Source organism: Marinobacter sp. ELB17, assembly GCF_000169375.1.
In the GTDB taxonomy this organism is placed as follows: Bacteria; Pseudomonadota; Gammaproteobacteria; order Pseudomonadales; family Oleiphilaceae; genus Marinobacter.
Map to the genome: position 1 here is coordinate 270,910 of NZ_AAXY01000001.1, position 14,525 is coordinate 285,434.

The window sequence follows — 14,525 nt, forward strand, 5'->3', positions numbered from 1 at the left end:
TGTCGCGCCCCCTGCGGGCGCGTGGATTGAAACAGGATGATGCAAGCGATTACCGCTTTCTGTTCAAGTCGCGCCCCCTGCGGGCGCGTGGATTGAAACACTGGATGGAAGGGGGTTGATTATGAATATCGAGGTCGCGCCCCCTGCGGGCGCGTGGATTGAAACCAGAATGCGTATGAAGCCTAGGATCAAGGCCCAGGTCGCGCCCCCTGCGGGCGCGTGGATTGAAACCTATCAACAGCAGACGCGGATAGTGGTGTTGCGCGTCGCGCCCCCTGCGGGCGCGTGGATTGAAACCCGCATATAAAACAGTTTCAGTGTCAATGAAGCGGTCGCGCCCCCTGCGGGCGCGTGGATTGAAACTTGGCATCCATGGATGGACTCTCTATGGATGGTTGTCGCGCCCCCTGCGGGCGCGTGGATTGAAACAAAAATTCATCGGCAACATCGTCACAGCCCATACGTCGCGCCCCCTGCGGGCGCGTGGATTGAAACGCAAACACGTAGAGGCGTATGGAGGCACGTACATGGTCGCGCCCCCTGCGGGCGCGTGGATTGAAACGCAGCAATGGCAAGTCAGACGGTAAGCTAATCAAGTCGCGCCCCCTGCGGGCGCGTGGATTGAAACTCGGAGGCGTCATGAACACACCCACCATCAAAACGTCGCGCCCCCTGCGGGCGCGTGGATTGAAACTCACCCACTGGCAGAACTGGCCGTAGGCTTCCTGGTCGCGCCCCCTGCGGGCGCGTGGATTGAAACCCGCAACCCATACAGAAATTCATTCCGTTATCTGAGTCGCGCCCCCTGCGGGCGCGTGGATTGAAACGCCGTCTTGATTCTGCGCCAGTACGCCTATGATGTCGCGCCCCCTGCGGGCGCGTGGATTGAAACGCTTGTTTCATCCCCATCATTACTAAACCCATCTGTCGCGCCCCCTGCGGGCGCGTGGATTGAAACTTCCAAATTCCAAGACCTCCTTAGCTCTGCGCTCGTCGCGCCCCCTGCGGGCGCGTGGATTGAAACAGAAAAAAGGACACCGGCACCACCGACCAATTGATGTCGCGCCCCCTGCGGGCGCGTGGATTGAAACCAAATTGACATTCCGGTCAATTATATGTATCGCGTCGCGCCCCCTGCGGGCGCGTGGATTGAAACTATCGGGCATGGAAACACATGCTTGAGCGGTGCTAGTCGCGCCCCCTGCGGGCGCGTGGATTGAAACGTTACGAACAGCCAGTGAATCGCTCCAGATTGAGGTCGCGCCCCCTGCGGGCGCGTGGATTGAAACCTCATGTTGGCCAGGGCTCTAGCGGCGGCCTCATGTCGCGCCCCCTGCGGGCGCGTGGATTGAAACTGGGAAATATGCCGAAAGAACTGGCACGGAGTCGTCGCGCCCCCTGCGGGCGCGTGGATTGAAACCGAGCCTTAGGCCACGACGTTACATCATGCGATCGTCGCGCCCCCTGCGGGCGCGTGGATTGAAACAGGTCCAGTGGAGATGGTTGCATGACGCACCTAAGTCGCGCCCCCTGCGGGCGCGTGGATTGAAACACGAAAACAGACGCAGACAAGGCGACTTCCAGCGAGTCGCGCCCCCTGCGGGCGCGTGGATTGAAACACTGCATTCAGGAGGCCGCGTGATGAGCATGATGTCGCGCCCCCTGCGGGCGCGTGGATTGAAACTATACTCAGGCGCCAGGCCATGGCTTGCGTCGAAAGTCGCGCCCCCTGCGGGCGCGTGGATTGAAACACTGGTACCAATGCAAGTCAAAGACGCTCAGAGGTCGCGCCCCCTGCGGGCGCGTGGATTGAAACTTCTTTCGGTGACATGCCGCGCCGACTGCCCTTGTCGCGCCCCCTGCGGGCGCGTGGATTGAAACTGCCAGTGGGTGATTGATAACTACTGGTCCGGCGTCGCGCCCCCTGCGGGCGCGTGGATTGAAACAGCGATACGCACCTTATGGCCTGCTACCTCCTGCGTCGCGCCCCCTGCGGGCGCGTGGATTGAAACACCACATCACCCACGCGCAATTGGCGCTTGCGCAGGTCGCGCCCCCTGCGGGCGCGTGGATTGAAACGCGCGTTGTTTGCGGGAATATGTCCAGCCACACGTCGCGCCCCCTGCGGGCGCGTGGATTGAAACTCGAAAAACTCAATGGTAGAAGGCGACCCTTCCGGTCGCGCCCCCTGTGGGCGCGTGGATTGAAACACGAAATGCCCTGCCACGACTGCAACGCGACCGGGTCGCGCCCCCTGCGGGCGCGTGGATTGAAACTCAACATCGGCGCAGAACTTCACGGCCTTCTCAGGTCGCGCCCCCTGCGGGCGCGTGGATTGAAACAAGCATAGCCAAGTACCTTCTGAGCTTTTTCCTAGTCGCGCCCCCTGCGGGCGCGTGGATTGAAACTACTATGTGCGCTTGCGACCTTTCGACCTGTTTGTCGCGCCCCCTGCGGGCGCGTGGATTGAAACAACTGTAATTAGTAGTGGGGCTGAAACCATTGGAGTCGCGCCCCCTGCGGGCGCGTGGATTGAAACGCGGCCAATCTGGCGAGAAAATCAGCGGCCTGTGTCGCGCCCCCTGCGGGCGCGTGGATTGAAACCCCACAAGTCTTTGCTCATCAACTAATACTTCCCTGTCGCGCCCCCTGCGGGCGCGTGGATTAAAATCCGCTGACCGGGCTTTTTTGTCTTACGCTTTGTAGCCGTCAACTAATCTCAAACAATATTTCGAGTTTTTTCTAGCCACAATCAATAGCATTCCATTACCAAACTTCTGCCTGTTCGGCGACAATTAGGATGGCCGGACAGGATAGTTGACGCCGAACATCTGCCGCGCCTACTCGCTCAACTAGCTTGTCTGTGTGTAAGATTCATTCGTTCGGCCTCATCAAGCCCAAGCGCAGCTCCAGCACTCAAATCTCTTCCGGGCGGCCAAACAGGTACCCCTGAAAATTCTGGCATCCATGATTCGCCAGCCAGTTTCTTTGCTCTTCTGTTTCTACCCCTTCGGCAATGACTTCCAGATTCAGCCCCTTGGCAAGCCCGATTATGGACTCCACAATGGCAGAGCTTGCCAGGTTGTTCGCCACCTCATTTATAAACGACTGATCTATTTTGATCTGATCCAGCGGTAACTGGTTGAGATAGCTCATCGAAGAATAACCTGTGCCAAAGTCGTCCAATGAAAAGCGAACTCCCATAGAACGGAGACGGTTCATCATCTCAGTGATCCGCTCGGGGTCATTCATTAGCAGGCTCTCGGTCACCTCAAGTTTGAGCAAGCGTGGTGGCGCACCTGTTTTTTCAAGAATCTGGCCCACCTGTTCTACGAAGTTATTACTCTGAAACTGAATGATGCTGACATTCACTGCAAGACTGAGCTCAGAGGTTGTTGGCTCTGACTGCCAGGCGGCCAACTTTTCACACGCCTGTTCGATAATCCACCGACCGATAGGCAGAATAAGCCGGCTCTGTTCGGCTATCGGAATGAAAACAGCGGGGGATACTATGCCCCGTTTCGGGTGACGCCAGCGCAAGAGTACTTCGTAGCCGAGCAGCTGATTCGGGTTGCGGATCTGGGGTTGGTAATAGAGCACGAGTTGCTCTTCCGCCAACGCGTTCCGCAGTTCCTCTTCCATAAGAACGTGCTGAACAACCTGGGCCTGTATTTCAGGATCGAAGAATGAGATGCGCTTTTCACCCCGAAGCTTAGCCTGCTCTTTTGCCTGCTGGGTGGCCTGCTCGGCCCTCTGAAGCTGTTGATCGACAGGAGAACTCCGTCCGTCAATCAGGGTGATACCGATACTGATATTCACCTGTATTTTCTGCTGCAGAACCTCAATCGGGCGGGTGAAGGCATCAAGAACTTTATCTGCAACACCCTCTGTCACGCGGGCGGCAACGTCCTGTGAGGGGTTCAGGTTGGAAAGCAGGATGGCAAATTCGTCACCTCCGATGCGAGCAAGCGTATCACTCTCACGCACCATGGTACCGAGCTGCTCAGCAATGGCCTTCAGGACCAGGTCACCAAACTCATATCCCCTGGCATCGTTAACCGAACGCAGCTGCTCAACATCGACATACAAAAGGGCAGCATGGGTATTCTGTCGAGTGTTTGCTTTGCAGACCTCAGAAAGCCTCTCCTCAAGAAGTGCCTTATTCGCGAGCCCCGTCAGCGAATCGTAGAACGCCAATCGATGCGCTTCCCGCTCGGCTTTCTTCCGCTTGGTGATATCGTGAAAGGTTCCCACATAGTTCTGGACAACGCCGGATTTTCCACAAATCGCGGTGATCGTCAGCCATTCCGCATACGCCTCCCCATCTTTTCGGAGGTTCCATATTTCACCCTCCCATGAGCCGCTTTCCCGAACCCGGGCCCAGAGATAATGGTAAAAAGTGGCATCTTGCAGGCCGGATTGAAGAACGTTCGGGGTCTTTCCCAAAACGTCATGCTCGGCATAACCGGTGATCCGGGAAAACGCTTTATTGGCCCTCAGTATTATACTATTCTCGTCGGTTATTATTATGCCGAGGTGGGTCTCGAACGCGGTGGAAGCAATACGCAGCTCAGCTTCGAGAACTTTGTCTTCGGTGATATCTCGCACTAAGGTCAGGAAACCACTGTGCTGGCCTTCCAAGTCTGTTAGCGCGTTTACCCTAGCCTCATAATCGCGGGCCTCGCCGTCAATAAATAACTGGTATTCAATATTCTGCATTTTCTGTGATTTTTCGACGTCTGTTTTAATTCCGTCGAACCGGGCAGCGAGCTCGGGCGGCAGTACTTCGCTGTAATGCAGGCCAAGCAGTTTTTCCACAGGCCTCAGTAGCTGGCCTTTGTTCTGCGCATGAGCAAAGGTAAACCTTCCGTGTTCATCGAACACAAAGGTCGAATCCGGAATGGAGTTAACAAGGGCCTGTAATCGACTTTCATTGGCCTGCGCGTTTTGCTGCAAAAGCTTCCGTTCCCGGTTTTCGTGTAACAGTGCATTCTCAACGGACAGTCTTCGGCAGAACTGCTTCAGAAAAAACAGGCCAATGATCGCAACCAGTAAAATGCCGGTAGCCCCAACCCAAAGACTCTGGTGCCAATCTTGTAACGCCACTGACGTTTTCTCGCCAACGACAACGATATAGGGTGCACCCGGAACACGTTTGAAAGCGTAAAATCTCGCTTCACCATCATTAGGAATAGGCCCTTCGATTATCACCTGGTAGCTGTCGGAGCCACTATCGATAAAACGGCGGGCCAGCGCATCCGTAAGAATCTGCCCCGGGCTGACTGCGGCTCCGGCGACGACCGGAAGGCGGGCCACCAGCATCATCGACTCGTCCAGAATGGCAATGCTCTGACCAGCGGACAAAGATAACCCGGCCAGCGATCCAGAAAGCACATCCGGCGGTTGACGCGCCACAATCACAGTAGCGACGTCGCCCGGGTCGGAATGTAGCTCACTTAACATCCAGATCTGCAGCTCACCTGTCACGGGGTCCGTGTACAGCGGCGTTACAACCTCTCGGTTCGGGTTGTCAGACAGGTATTTTGCAATAAAGGGCCAGTCAGGAGCTCTGGTCACTTTCTCGGCCATTGACGGGTAGAAAAAATTGCCAGCTGGATCGGCGACGAACAGCTCGCCTACGAACCCGAGGGTGGATACCCTTTTGTCCAGATACGGCTCTATGTTTTCAGGGCGAGTGTCCCCGGGGGTATTTGGCTGGCGCACCAGAGGCTGAACAAATCCGGCGAAAGTCCGCAGGTCGTACCCGGCAGAAAGCAGCCGGTTAGCAACCATTTCAGCCGCGAGATCGGCATGGGCGGCAGAGCGATTGGTCGCCGTCTCGGAAGCCTGCCTGTAGGTACTCTGAGCTACGTAACCGGCAGACGCCACGAGGCCTAACAAAGCGAGAATATATAACGCAATGGGAAGGCGGTAAGCTAATGGCAAATTTAACCTCGTTTTACTTTTCTGTTCGGTCATTCAGACTACCCATAAGCCGTTATTTTTGGCGTTTGGCGACAAACCCAAGCACCCAGCAAAGTAAACACTGAGCGAGTTATAGTAACTCAAAATCAAAAGATGTGAGTAAACAGCAGTAATCAGTGGTTTTGCTTTCTGCCAACTATCCAGAGAACCCCAGCATGAAAAACCCTTTCGCATTCCTGTTCAAAAAAGCTCCGTAAATGAACGTTGAACAACTGCAAAAAGGGGCGCCCGTTGCAGGCGCCGCTTTTGATTTGCTCAAACAGTGCTTGCTCTACCCCTGCTTCATTTTGTCAGAGTAAGGCGGCCATCCCATAGGTTTACCGGCCAGCAGATGCAAGTGGATGTGAAACACGGTTTGGCCGGAGTTTTCGCCGCAGTTCATGACTGTTCGGTAGCCGTCGTCGGCGAAGCCCATTTCTTTCGCCAGCTTGGCGGCCACGTAATACAGATTGCCCACCAACTCCCGATCGTCTTCGGTGATGTCGTTAATAGTAGCAATGTGCTTTTTCGGAATAATCAGCAGGTGCACGGGGGCTTGCGGGTTAATGTCGCGAAACGCCAGGGTGGTGTCGTCTTCGTACACGATGTCGGCGGGAATTTCCCGGTTGATGATCTTGGTAAAAAGGGTTTCTGACATAACAGGCTCCTTGTTTAAAGTGAATTTCAATCCAGACCCATGGCGTAACGGGCTACGCGGTTGCGGGCGAAGGGCAGTGCCTGCGCGGCGCCCAGGCCCAGATTGCGCAACAGGTGCAGAGGCGGAACGCGGTTGCTGAACAGATGATAAAAGACATCCATAGCCAGCATCATGCGGCGGTTAGCCGGTCGGCGCTGGTGTTCGTATTGGCTCAGTAAGTCGGGGTCGGCCAGGTCGGTGCCGTTGTTGCGGGCAACGATCAATAGCTGTTGCAGGCATTGGGCGTCTTGAAAACCCAGGTTCACGCCTTGGCCGGCCAGCGGGTTGATGGTGTGGGCCGCATCGCCGGCCAATACCACACGGCCCTGGTAATAATGTTTGGCGTGCTGGCGGGCAATGGGGAAGCTGGCGCGGGTGTCTATATGCGTTAGCTCTGGCAGCGGTTGGGGAAATTCCTGTTGAATTTCGGCCATCAGCTGTTCGATGGGCATGGCTTTGAGCTGTGCAAGCCGGGCGGGAGCATCGTACCACACCAGCGAGCCCCAGCTTTCGCCCGGAAATTCTTCGCCGGCTGTGTGCAACGGCAAAAAGGCCCGCGGGCCAGAGGGTAAAAAGCCCTGCCAGGTGATGTCTTCCACCGCGCCGCGGTAACGAACAGACATCACCATGGCCTGTTGGTCGTATTGGCTGCGGGTGACGCCAATGCCGGCCAGATCGCGCACCCGGGATTGGGCACCGTCGGCGCCCACCACCAGGGTTGCCGTAATGGCGGTAGCGTTACTCAGGTCTAGCTGAGCGTGATCGTGGTTCTGGGTGAGGTTTGTAACCGCAACGCCCGGCATTAAAGTGATGTTCGGCTGGGTACTCGCGGCCTGCCAGAGAGCCGCCTGGGTAACGCTGTTTTCTACGATGTGGCCAAGGTGGCTGGCGCCCAACTTGTCGGCGTTGAATTCCACCCGTGCCAGGGGCTTTGGCAGCAGCCGGGTAAGCGGGTGCGAGGACTGGTCCCACACCGCCAGGCGGCGATAGGGCGTGGCGCGCATGGCCAGAACGTTGTCCCAGGCCTTTAGGCCTTGCAGGTAGCGTTCACTGCCGGCGCTAAGGGCGGACACGCGAATATCCGGCGTGCTGCCTGGCACAAATTCGGGAGCGTCAGCGAAGTCAATCAGCGCCACGCGAAAACCGTTGCGGCCCAGGCCTGTCGCAAGGGCTGCACCCACCATGCCGGCGCCGACAACCGCAATATCAAATGCTTGAGTCATATCGGGTTCCTGTTTGTTGTTGTCAGTTTACGCGATGGCAACGAACAGGCAAGCCGTGGAGTGGGTGCTGGCTTTTTGTACGCAGCCTCAATCGGCCTTGTACATGTGCACATCGCGCTGGGGGAAGGGAATACTGATGCCTTCGGCGTCAAACGCCTTCTTCACGCGTTCCTGCATGTCCCAGTAGAACGGCCACAGGTCTGCGGATTTGGTCCAGGCGCGGACGGTCAGGTTAACAGAGCTGTCGCCCAGGCCGCCCACCACAATCATTGGCTCCGGGTCTTTCAGGGCGCGTTCGTCCTCTTCAATTAGGTGCCTGATGGTGGCTTTGGCTTTGTCGATGTCGTCACCGTAGCCAATACCAAAGCTCATATCGCAGCGGCGGGTAGGGTAGGCGCTGAGGTTGGTCAGGCTGGAGTTGGACAGGTCGCCGTTGGGAATAATGATGCGGCGGTTATCAAAGGTATTAACGATGGTGTACAGGATAGAGATTTCCACCACCGAACCCAGATAGCCCTGAGCTTCAATGACATCGCCCACTTTGAATGGTTTGAAGATCAGAATCAGCACGCCGCCGGCGAAATTGCCCAGGCTGCCTTGCAGTGCCAGGCCAATGGCCAGGCCGGCAGCACCAATAATGGCAATGAAGGAGGTAGTGGCAATGCCCACCATGGATGCGACGGAAATCAGCAGCAGAATTTTCAGAATCGCCGATAACAGGCCACACAGGAAGGTATTCAGCGTAGGGTCTTTTTTGCCAAGTTTGCTATCCAGTAAGCGAACAAACCGGTTGATCAGCCACATACCCACAATGAGGGTGATAATGGCCAGTACCACTTTGGGTGCGTAGGCCATGACCAGTGTGATGGCCTGGTCTACCAGTTCTGTGGCGCGGCCGTTGGCGCCGAATAAATCTTCCATAGCTAACTCCTTGTGAAATTTTCGTTTTATGAAATGTGCGGGTGGGCGTGCAGGGCCCACTGTGCGATGGCGTCCGGACCGCCATGCATAATCACTGTGCCCGGTTTACGGGCCAACTGGTAATCGTACATTGGGTCGTAGTAATGCTCTAGCAGGCTTTGTATCCAGGCGTTATGACCGTCGCTTGCGCCGTTCTCTGCCTGTTGCGCCAGTGCTGACTCCATCATGCTGCGCAGTTGCTGATGACGTTCGCCCCCCAGGCGTTTACGAATTCGATCAAGCGCGCTCAGAAGGTAGTCGCTGAAATTTTGCCAACCGGCCTGTGCACCATCCAGATTGGTGTAATCGGTCAGCATATTTTCGACATAGTCTTGGCGAATAATATCAATGCGCCCGGCCATTGGCCGGTCCAGCACGACTAAAGGCGCCGCCGCCATGCGTTCACGCAGGCTGACGGGCAGCGCGCAACGCCCCACAAGGCGGCTTTCGTCTTCCAGATAAATGGGGCCGCCGCGCTGATGCCTGGCGTGTAGCATGGCGACTGCAAGCTGGTTTTCAAAGTTGATTTGCGTGGGTTGTGGCGTTACCTGCCGGCCAAAGCTGGAACCGCGGTGATTGGCCAGGCCTTCGAGATCTACCGGGTTGGGCAGGGTGTTCAATACACGGGTTTTGCCAGTGCCGGTGCGGCCGCTGAGGATGTAAAACGTCTCGCTGGCAATCTGCTGTTCCAGCTGATCAATCAGGAACCGGCGCATGGCTTTGTAGCCGCCTTCTACCAGCGGATAATCAACGCCCGCTTGCGCAATCCACTGGCGTGAAAGATTAGAGCGCAGTCCGCCGCGGAAACAATACAGGTAGCCGTCTGGATGTTGGGTGCAAAAGTGTTTCCAGGCTGCAAGGCGCTGAGCCTTGATGTCGCCCTGCACCAGCTGGTGGCCCAGCTCGATGGCTTTGCTTTGGCCCTGCTCTTTGTAACAAATCCCGACAAGGTGGCGCTCATCGTCATTCATCAGCGGTGCGTTAATAGCGCCGGGAAGATGGCCTTTGTCGAATTCGACAGGCGCACGTACGTCTAGCAGCGGTGTGTTGTTTAAAAATAGAGAAAGGTAATCGTCGGTGTCTTGTCTGCGGATCATAAAAGGAGGATAAACTGGCCAAATTGGGAAATCAGTATAGAGCAGTTAGTTCGATTGTGCCGGGGCTAGTACGAAAAGGACCGCCATTAATAATAGGTCGGCGCATCCTTGCGCAATGTGCAACTGCCGTGTTGCTGCTCCTTGGCCCACTCCGTGGCGCATACATCGTCCGTGACCAACGCCATTTTACCAATACAGAGTGTTTGGGAGGTTATACCTTCGGATTATAACCCTATAAAATACACGGACTTTCTATATAAATTCTCTAATAATCAATGATTTATTATTATTCATGTTGTATTTTCTTGCTAATAAAAAGCCAAAAAACAATGGATTTGTAAGAGAATGCTTACACTGGCCTGCACATTTTTCAGTATTGCGCTCTAAATTTTTGCAGCCAAGGCCAAATCAGCATTCCGGCCGCGATGCCAGCGGCGTCAGCGGCCACGTCAGCCAGTGAAAAGTCGCGGTAGGGCAGGGTAGCTTGCACAATTTCTATAAGCATGCCGAAACCCAGCAGCAGCGGGACGAAATAAAGCGGTTTCAGCTGCGGCCAGCCCAGGCGCACCAGCAGCGTAAGTTCTAGAAATGCAATCAGATGATTGACCTTGTCGCTGGGCGCAGAGGGCACGGGCAGCGGGCCTGCGGTCGTGGCCAGAAACAGGATAGCGGCGATAGACGCCAATAGCGCAAACCGCCACAGGGAACATAAGCGGAGTAATTGTGCAAGCCGTTGTTTCGTGGTTGCTAAAAGCATATTGATTGATTGTTCCGGCTGTGGCAAAGACCGCATCATGATATGCTTTGCAGCCCGTCAATGTCACTGCAACCAAGGTTTTACGCCATGCTCAATGGTAACTTTTTTCGCGGATTGGGGTATCTGGGCGAAGGTTTTGGCCTGATTTGGCAACCCGGTCTTCGCCTTTTTGTGATTATCCCCCTGCTGATTAACATTCTGCTGTTCAGCCTGCTATTTTTTTATCTGGGTGAATTATTTTCCGGTCTGATTGCGACGGCCATGGGCTGGTTGCCAGACTGGGCCTGGCTGCAAGCGCTGGACTGGCTGTTCTGGTTGCTTTACGGCGCTGTTATTGTGTTGGTGCTGGCTTATGGTTTTGTGATGGTGGCCAATCTGATTGGTGCACCGTTTTACGGTTACCTGGCGGAGCGCTGCGAGCAGCACCTGACCGGTCAACCAATCGGTGACGACGAAGGTTGGGCGGGTATTGTTAAAGACATTCCGCGTTCGCTGTGGCGCGAGTTGCAGAAAATCGGCTATTACCTGCCCCGTGCCCTGGGCCTGCTTATTCTGGGACTGATACCGGTGGTGAATCTGGTGGCGGTGGTGCTGTGGTTCGTGTTCAACAGCTGGATGATGGCGCTGCAGTATGTGGATTACCCGGCAGACAACCACAAGACCAGTTTTTCGGTGCTAAAACGGATGCTGGCCGAGCGCCGATTGTCGGCTTTGGGTTTTGGGCTGCCGGTAGCGCTGGCGGCCATGGTGCCAATATTGAACTTGTTTGTGGTGCCGGCAGCGGTGTGTGGTGCCACGGCGTTATGGGTGCGTGAACAAGGTTCCGCACGTTTTTGATTGAGATTGGGATTAGGATTTGGAGGTTGCTTGGAAACGTCGGATTTTGTCATTGGTCAGCGCTGGGTTAGCCACAGCGATACAGCCCTGGGCTTGGGCATAGTTACGGATATTTCCGGGCGCAGGGTGACCCTGGGTTTTCCGGCGGCTGACGAAGAACGCACCTACGCCACCGACAACGCGCCCTTGTCGCGTATTATTTATCAGCTGGGTGAAACCATCGAAACCTTTGATGGTGGAAGTTACATCGTGCACGCGGTGGAAGACATGGCGGGTCTGCTGGTTTACCACGCCGACGATGGCGAAAATGTCCAGACGGTTTCCGAGGTGAAACTCAGCGGAACGGTAAACTTCTCGGCCCCCCATCAGCGCCTGTTCGCCGGCCAGTTTGACCGCAACGGTGCCTTTCGCCTCCGTTTTTCCACGTTGAACCATCTTGACCGTCTGCGGGCCTCGCCGGCCGAGGGCCTGATTGGCGCCCGCACCCAGCATTTGCCCCATCAGCTTTATATTGCCGGCGAAGTGGCTCGGCGTTTTGCCCCGCGGGTACTGTTGGCCGACGAAGTAGGCCTGGGCAAAACCATTGAGGCCGGTTTGATTCTGCACTATCAGCTGCACACGGGCCGCGCCCGGCGGGCCTTGATAGTGGTGCCAGATTCGCTGATTCACCAATGGCTGGTTGAAATGCTGCGGCGCTTCAACCTGCGTTTCTCCATTGTTGATCAAAGCCGTTATGACGCCATCAAAGAACAGCAGAGCGACGTGGATGCTCTGATGAGCCATATATTTGGCGAAGAAGGTCGGGAAAACCCATTTGAAAGTGAACAGCTGGTGTTGTGTAGCCAGAGTTTTCTGACCGCCACTGAACAAGCCCGAAATGACGCTATAGCGGCCGGTTGGGATTTGTTGATTGTTGATGAAGCCCACCACCTGGCCTGGAGTGAAAGCCACGTTAGTGCGGAATATCAAACAATTGAAAGCCTGGCGGCGGCAAGCCAGGGCCTGCTGCTTCTGACCGCAACGCCAGAACAGGTGGGGCTGGCCAGCCATTTTGCGCGTTTGCGCCTGCTGGATCCGGCGCGGTTCCACGATTTACAGGCGTTCCGCGAACAGGAAAGCCAGTACGAAGCGGTAAACGCCGTGGTGCGCCGATTGCAGTCTGAGCACACCATCGCAAGCGGCGACCAGCAAATTCTAGAGCAGTGGCTGGGTTCGCAATTGCCCCAGCTGTTGGCAGAGAGCGACCCCCATCAGGCGATTATTGACGCCCTGCTGGATCGCCATGGCACCGGCCGGGTGTTGTTTCGTAATACACGCGCTGCTATTCAGGGCTTTCCCGCACGTCTTCCACACCCGGTGCCACTGCCGTGCCCCGAACTTTACAGCGGCTTTACCCGCGGCATTGACGGCCTGACTCCCGAACGTAACGAGCCCGACGAAGAGCAGTGGCTGGCGGAGGACCCGCGGGTAGCCTGGTTGCAAAAAACACTGGCGGGCTTGCGCCCGGAAAAAGTGGTGGTGATTTGTGCCCACGCCAGCACAGCTATGGCCTTGGAGCACTATTTGCAGTTGCGCGCTGGTATTCGCAGCGCAGCGTTCCACGAACATTTAAGCCTGATAGAGCGCGACCGTGCCGCAGCTTACTTTGCTGATTCTGAGCAGGGCGCCCAAGCGCTGATTTGCTCCGAGATCGGCAGTGAAGGCCGTAACTTCCAGTTTGCCCATCATTTGGTGCTGTTTGACCTGCCGGCCAACCCGGACCTGTTGGAGCAGCGCATTGGCCGCCTGGACCGTATTGGCCAAACCAGCGCCATTGATATTCATATCCCGTATCTGGAAGGCACCAGTCAGGAAGTGCAGTACCAGTGGTTCCAGCGTGGCCTGAACGCCTTTGCAGAAAGTTGCAGTGTGGGTGTGGCGGTGCAGGAGTCTGTGGCGAATGCATGGCAGCAGTCGCTGGCGGGCGACGCCGCCGCTCTGGAAACCCTGCTGAACGCTTCTGCGGCGGAAACGGCGCGCCTGAAAACCCTGCTGCAGAATGGCCGTGATGCGCTGATTGAGCTGAACTCCTGCCGCAACGAGCCGGCGCAACGTTTGATTGACGCCATTGAAGCCGAAGAATCAGCTGCGGCCGTGCGCGACTATATGATGGAAGCCTTCGACATTCTGGGTGTGGATGTAGAAGACCATTCCGAACATTCGGACGTGCTGCGCCCGGGCGAGCAGTACCAGGCCGGGCACGTGGCAGGCTTGCCCGAAGACGGCATAACCGTCACCTGGGAGCGGGACCGCGCGCTGGAGCGTGAAGATCTGGCGTTTATGAGCTGGGAGCACCCCATGGTGACCGGCATTATGGAGTCTGTGACCAGTTCCGGATTGGGTAAAGCCGCGTTGGCCACCATGTCGGTGAAGGCCTTGCCGGCCGGCACCCTGTTGATGGAAGCCCTGTTCACTGTACATTGCCCGGCGCCAGACGCTCTTCAGTTGACCCGTTATCTGCCGGTCTCGCCGCTGCGTTTGCTGGTGGATGTAACCGGCAAAGACCTGTCGAAAGCTTTGCCCCACGACCGGTTGAACGATATGTGTTCTAACATTCGCCGGCGTACGGCGCAGGCGATTGTGCCGCAAATTCGCGCCCAGGTTGAGACCATGGTGGATCACTCTCAGTGCCTGGCCGAGCCGCACTTGCAACCGCTGCAACAAAAAGCACTGGCACAGGTGGACGCGATGTTCGGCCCGGAAATACGCCGCCTGGAAGCCTTGCAGGCGGTGAACTCGGCGATTCGTGATGAGGAAATCGAGTATTTCCGAACCCAGTTGTCAGCCGCCCGCGAAGCAATAGCGCACGCCATCCTGGCGCTGGAAGGCATTAGAGTGATTGTAACCTCCTGATGCTGTGACACGCCGAGCTTAGCTGGCCAGATATTAAGCAATCAGGTAACGTAAAGTGATGAAAACCAGCTGTTCAAACCAGGCATAACAGGGGAATT

Annotated in this window: 8 protein-coding genes and 1 CRISPR repeat array (1 of these 9 running past the window's edge); of the genes, 2 read left to right on the forward strand and 6 right to left on the reverse strand. The window is 56.3% G+C overall.

Annotated features, from left to right (window positions below):
- A CRISPR array of direct repeats spans positions 1–2,671; the repeat unit is 32 nt; unit sequence GTCGCGCCCCCTGCGGGCGCGTGGATTGAAAC (it extends 928 nt beyond the left edge of the window).
- Between the two features lie 245 nt (positions 2,672–2,916).
- From MELB17_RS01360 to MELB17_RS01385, 6 genes are all read right to left on the reverse strand, one after another.
- Positions 2,917–5,946 carry an EAL domain-containing protein gene (locus MELB17_RS01360; protein ID WP_227498755.1) on the reverse strand — a complete coding sequence of 1,010 codons (3,030 nt, stop codon included), beginning with the start codon at positions 5,944–5,946 and terminating at the stop codon, positions 2,917–2,919.
- Between the two features lie 310 nt (positions 5,947–6,256).
- Positions 6,257–6,622, reverse strand: coding sequence for a histidine triad nucleotide-binding protein (locus MELB17_RS01365; protein ID WP_007348324.1), 366 nt, complete (start codon positions 6,620–6,622; stop codon positions 6,257–6,259).
- A 26-nt stretch (positions 6,623–6,648) separates the two neighbouring features.
- Complete coding sequence (locus tag MELB17_RS01370; RefSeq protein ID WP_007348325.1) at positions 6,649–7,884, reverse strand: FAD-dependent monooxygenase; 1,236 nt, start codon at positions 7,882–7,884, stop codon at positions 6,649–6,651.
- Positions 7,885–7,971: 87 nt separating this feature from the next.
- Positions 7,972–8,805 (reverse strand): mechanosensitive ion channel family protein, encoded by an 834-nt coding sequence (locus MELB17_RS01375; protein WP_007348326.1) that lies wholly within the window; start codon positions 8,803–8,805, stop codon positions 7,972–7,974.
- 26 nt (positions 8,806–8,831) lie between these two features.
- Positions 8,832–9,941, reverse strand: a complete 1,110-nt coding sequence (mnmH, locus tag MELB17_RS01380; RefSeq protein WP_007348327.1) for a tRNA 2-selenouridine(34) synthase MnmH — start codon at positions 9,939–9,941, stop codon at positions 8,832–8,834.
- A gap of 370 nt (positions 9,942–10,311) precedes the next feature.
- Positions 10,312–10,698, reverse strand: coding sequence for a VanZ family protein (locus MELB17_RS01385; protein WP_050774892.1), 387 nt, complete (start codon positions 10,696–10,698; stop codon positions 10,312–10,314).
- A gap of 87 nt (positions 10,699–10,785) precedes the next feature.
- Here MELB17_RS01385 and cysZ point away from each other — a divergent pair, with 87 nt between their 5' ends.
- A complete protein-coding gene (cysZ, locus tag MELB17_RS01390) occupies positions 10,786–11,535 on the forward strand; it encodes a sulfate transporter CysZ (RefSeq protein ID WP_007348329.1) in 750 nt (249 codons plus the stop codon).
- A gap of 30 nt (positions 11,536–11,565) precedes the next feature.
- The gene (gene rapA / locus MELB17_RS01395; RefSeq protein WP_007348330.1) at positions 11,566–14,427 is read left to right on the forward strand and encodes an RNA polymerase-associated protein RapA; all 2,862 of its coding nucleotides are present in this window, start codon (positions 11,566–11,568) and stop codon (positions 14,425–14,427) included.
- The last annotated feature ends 98 nt before the right edge of the window (positions 14,428–14,525 follow it).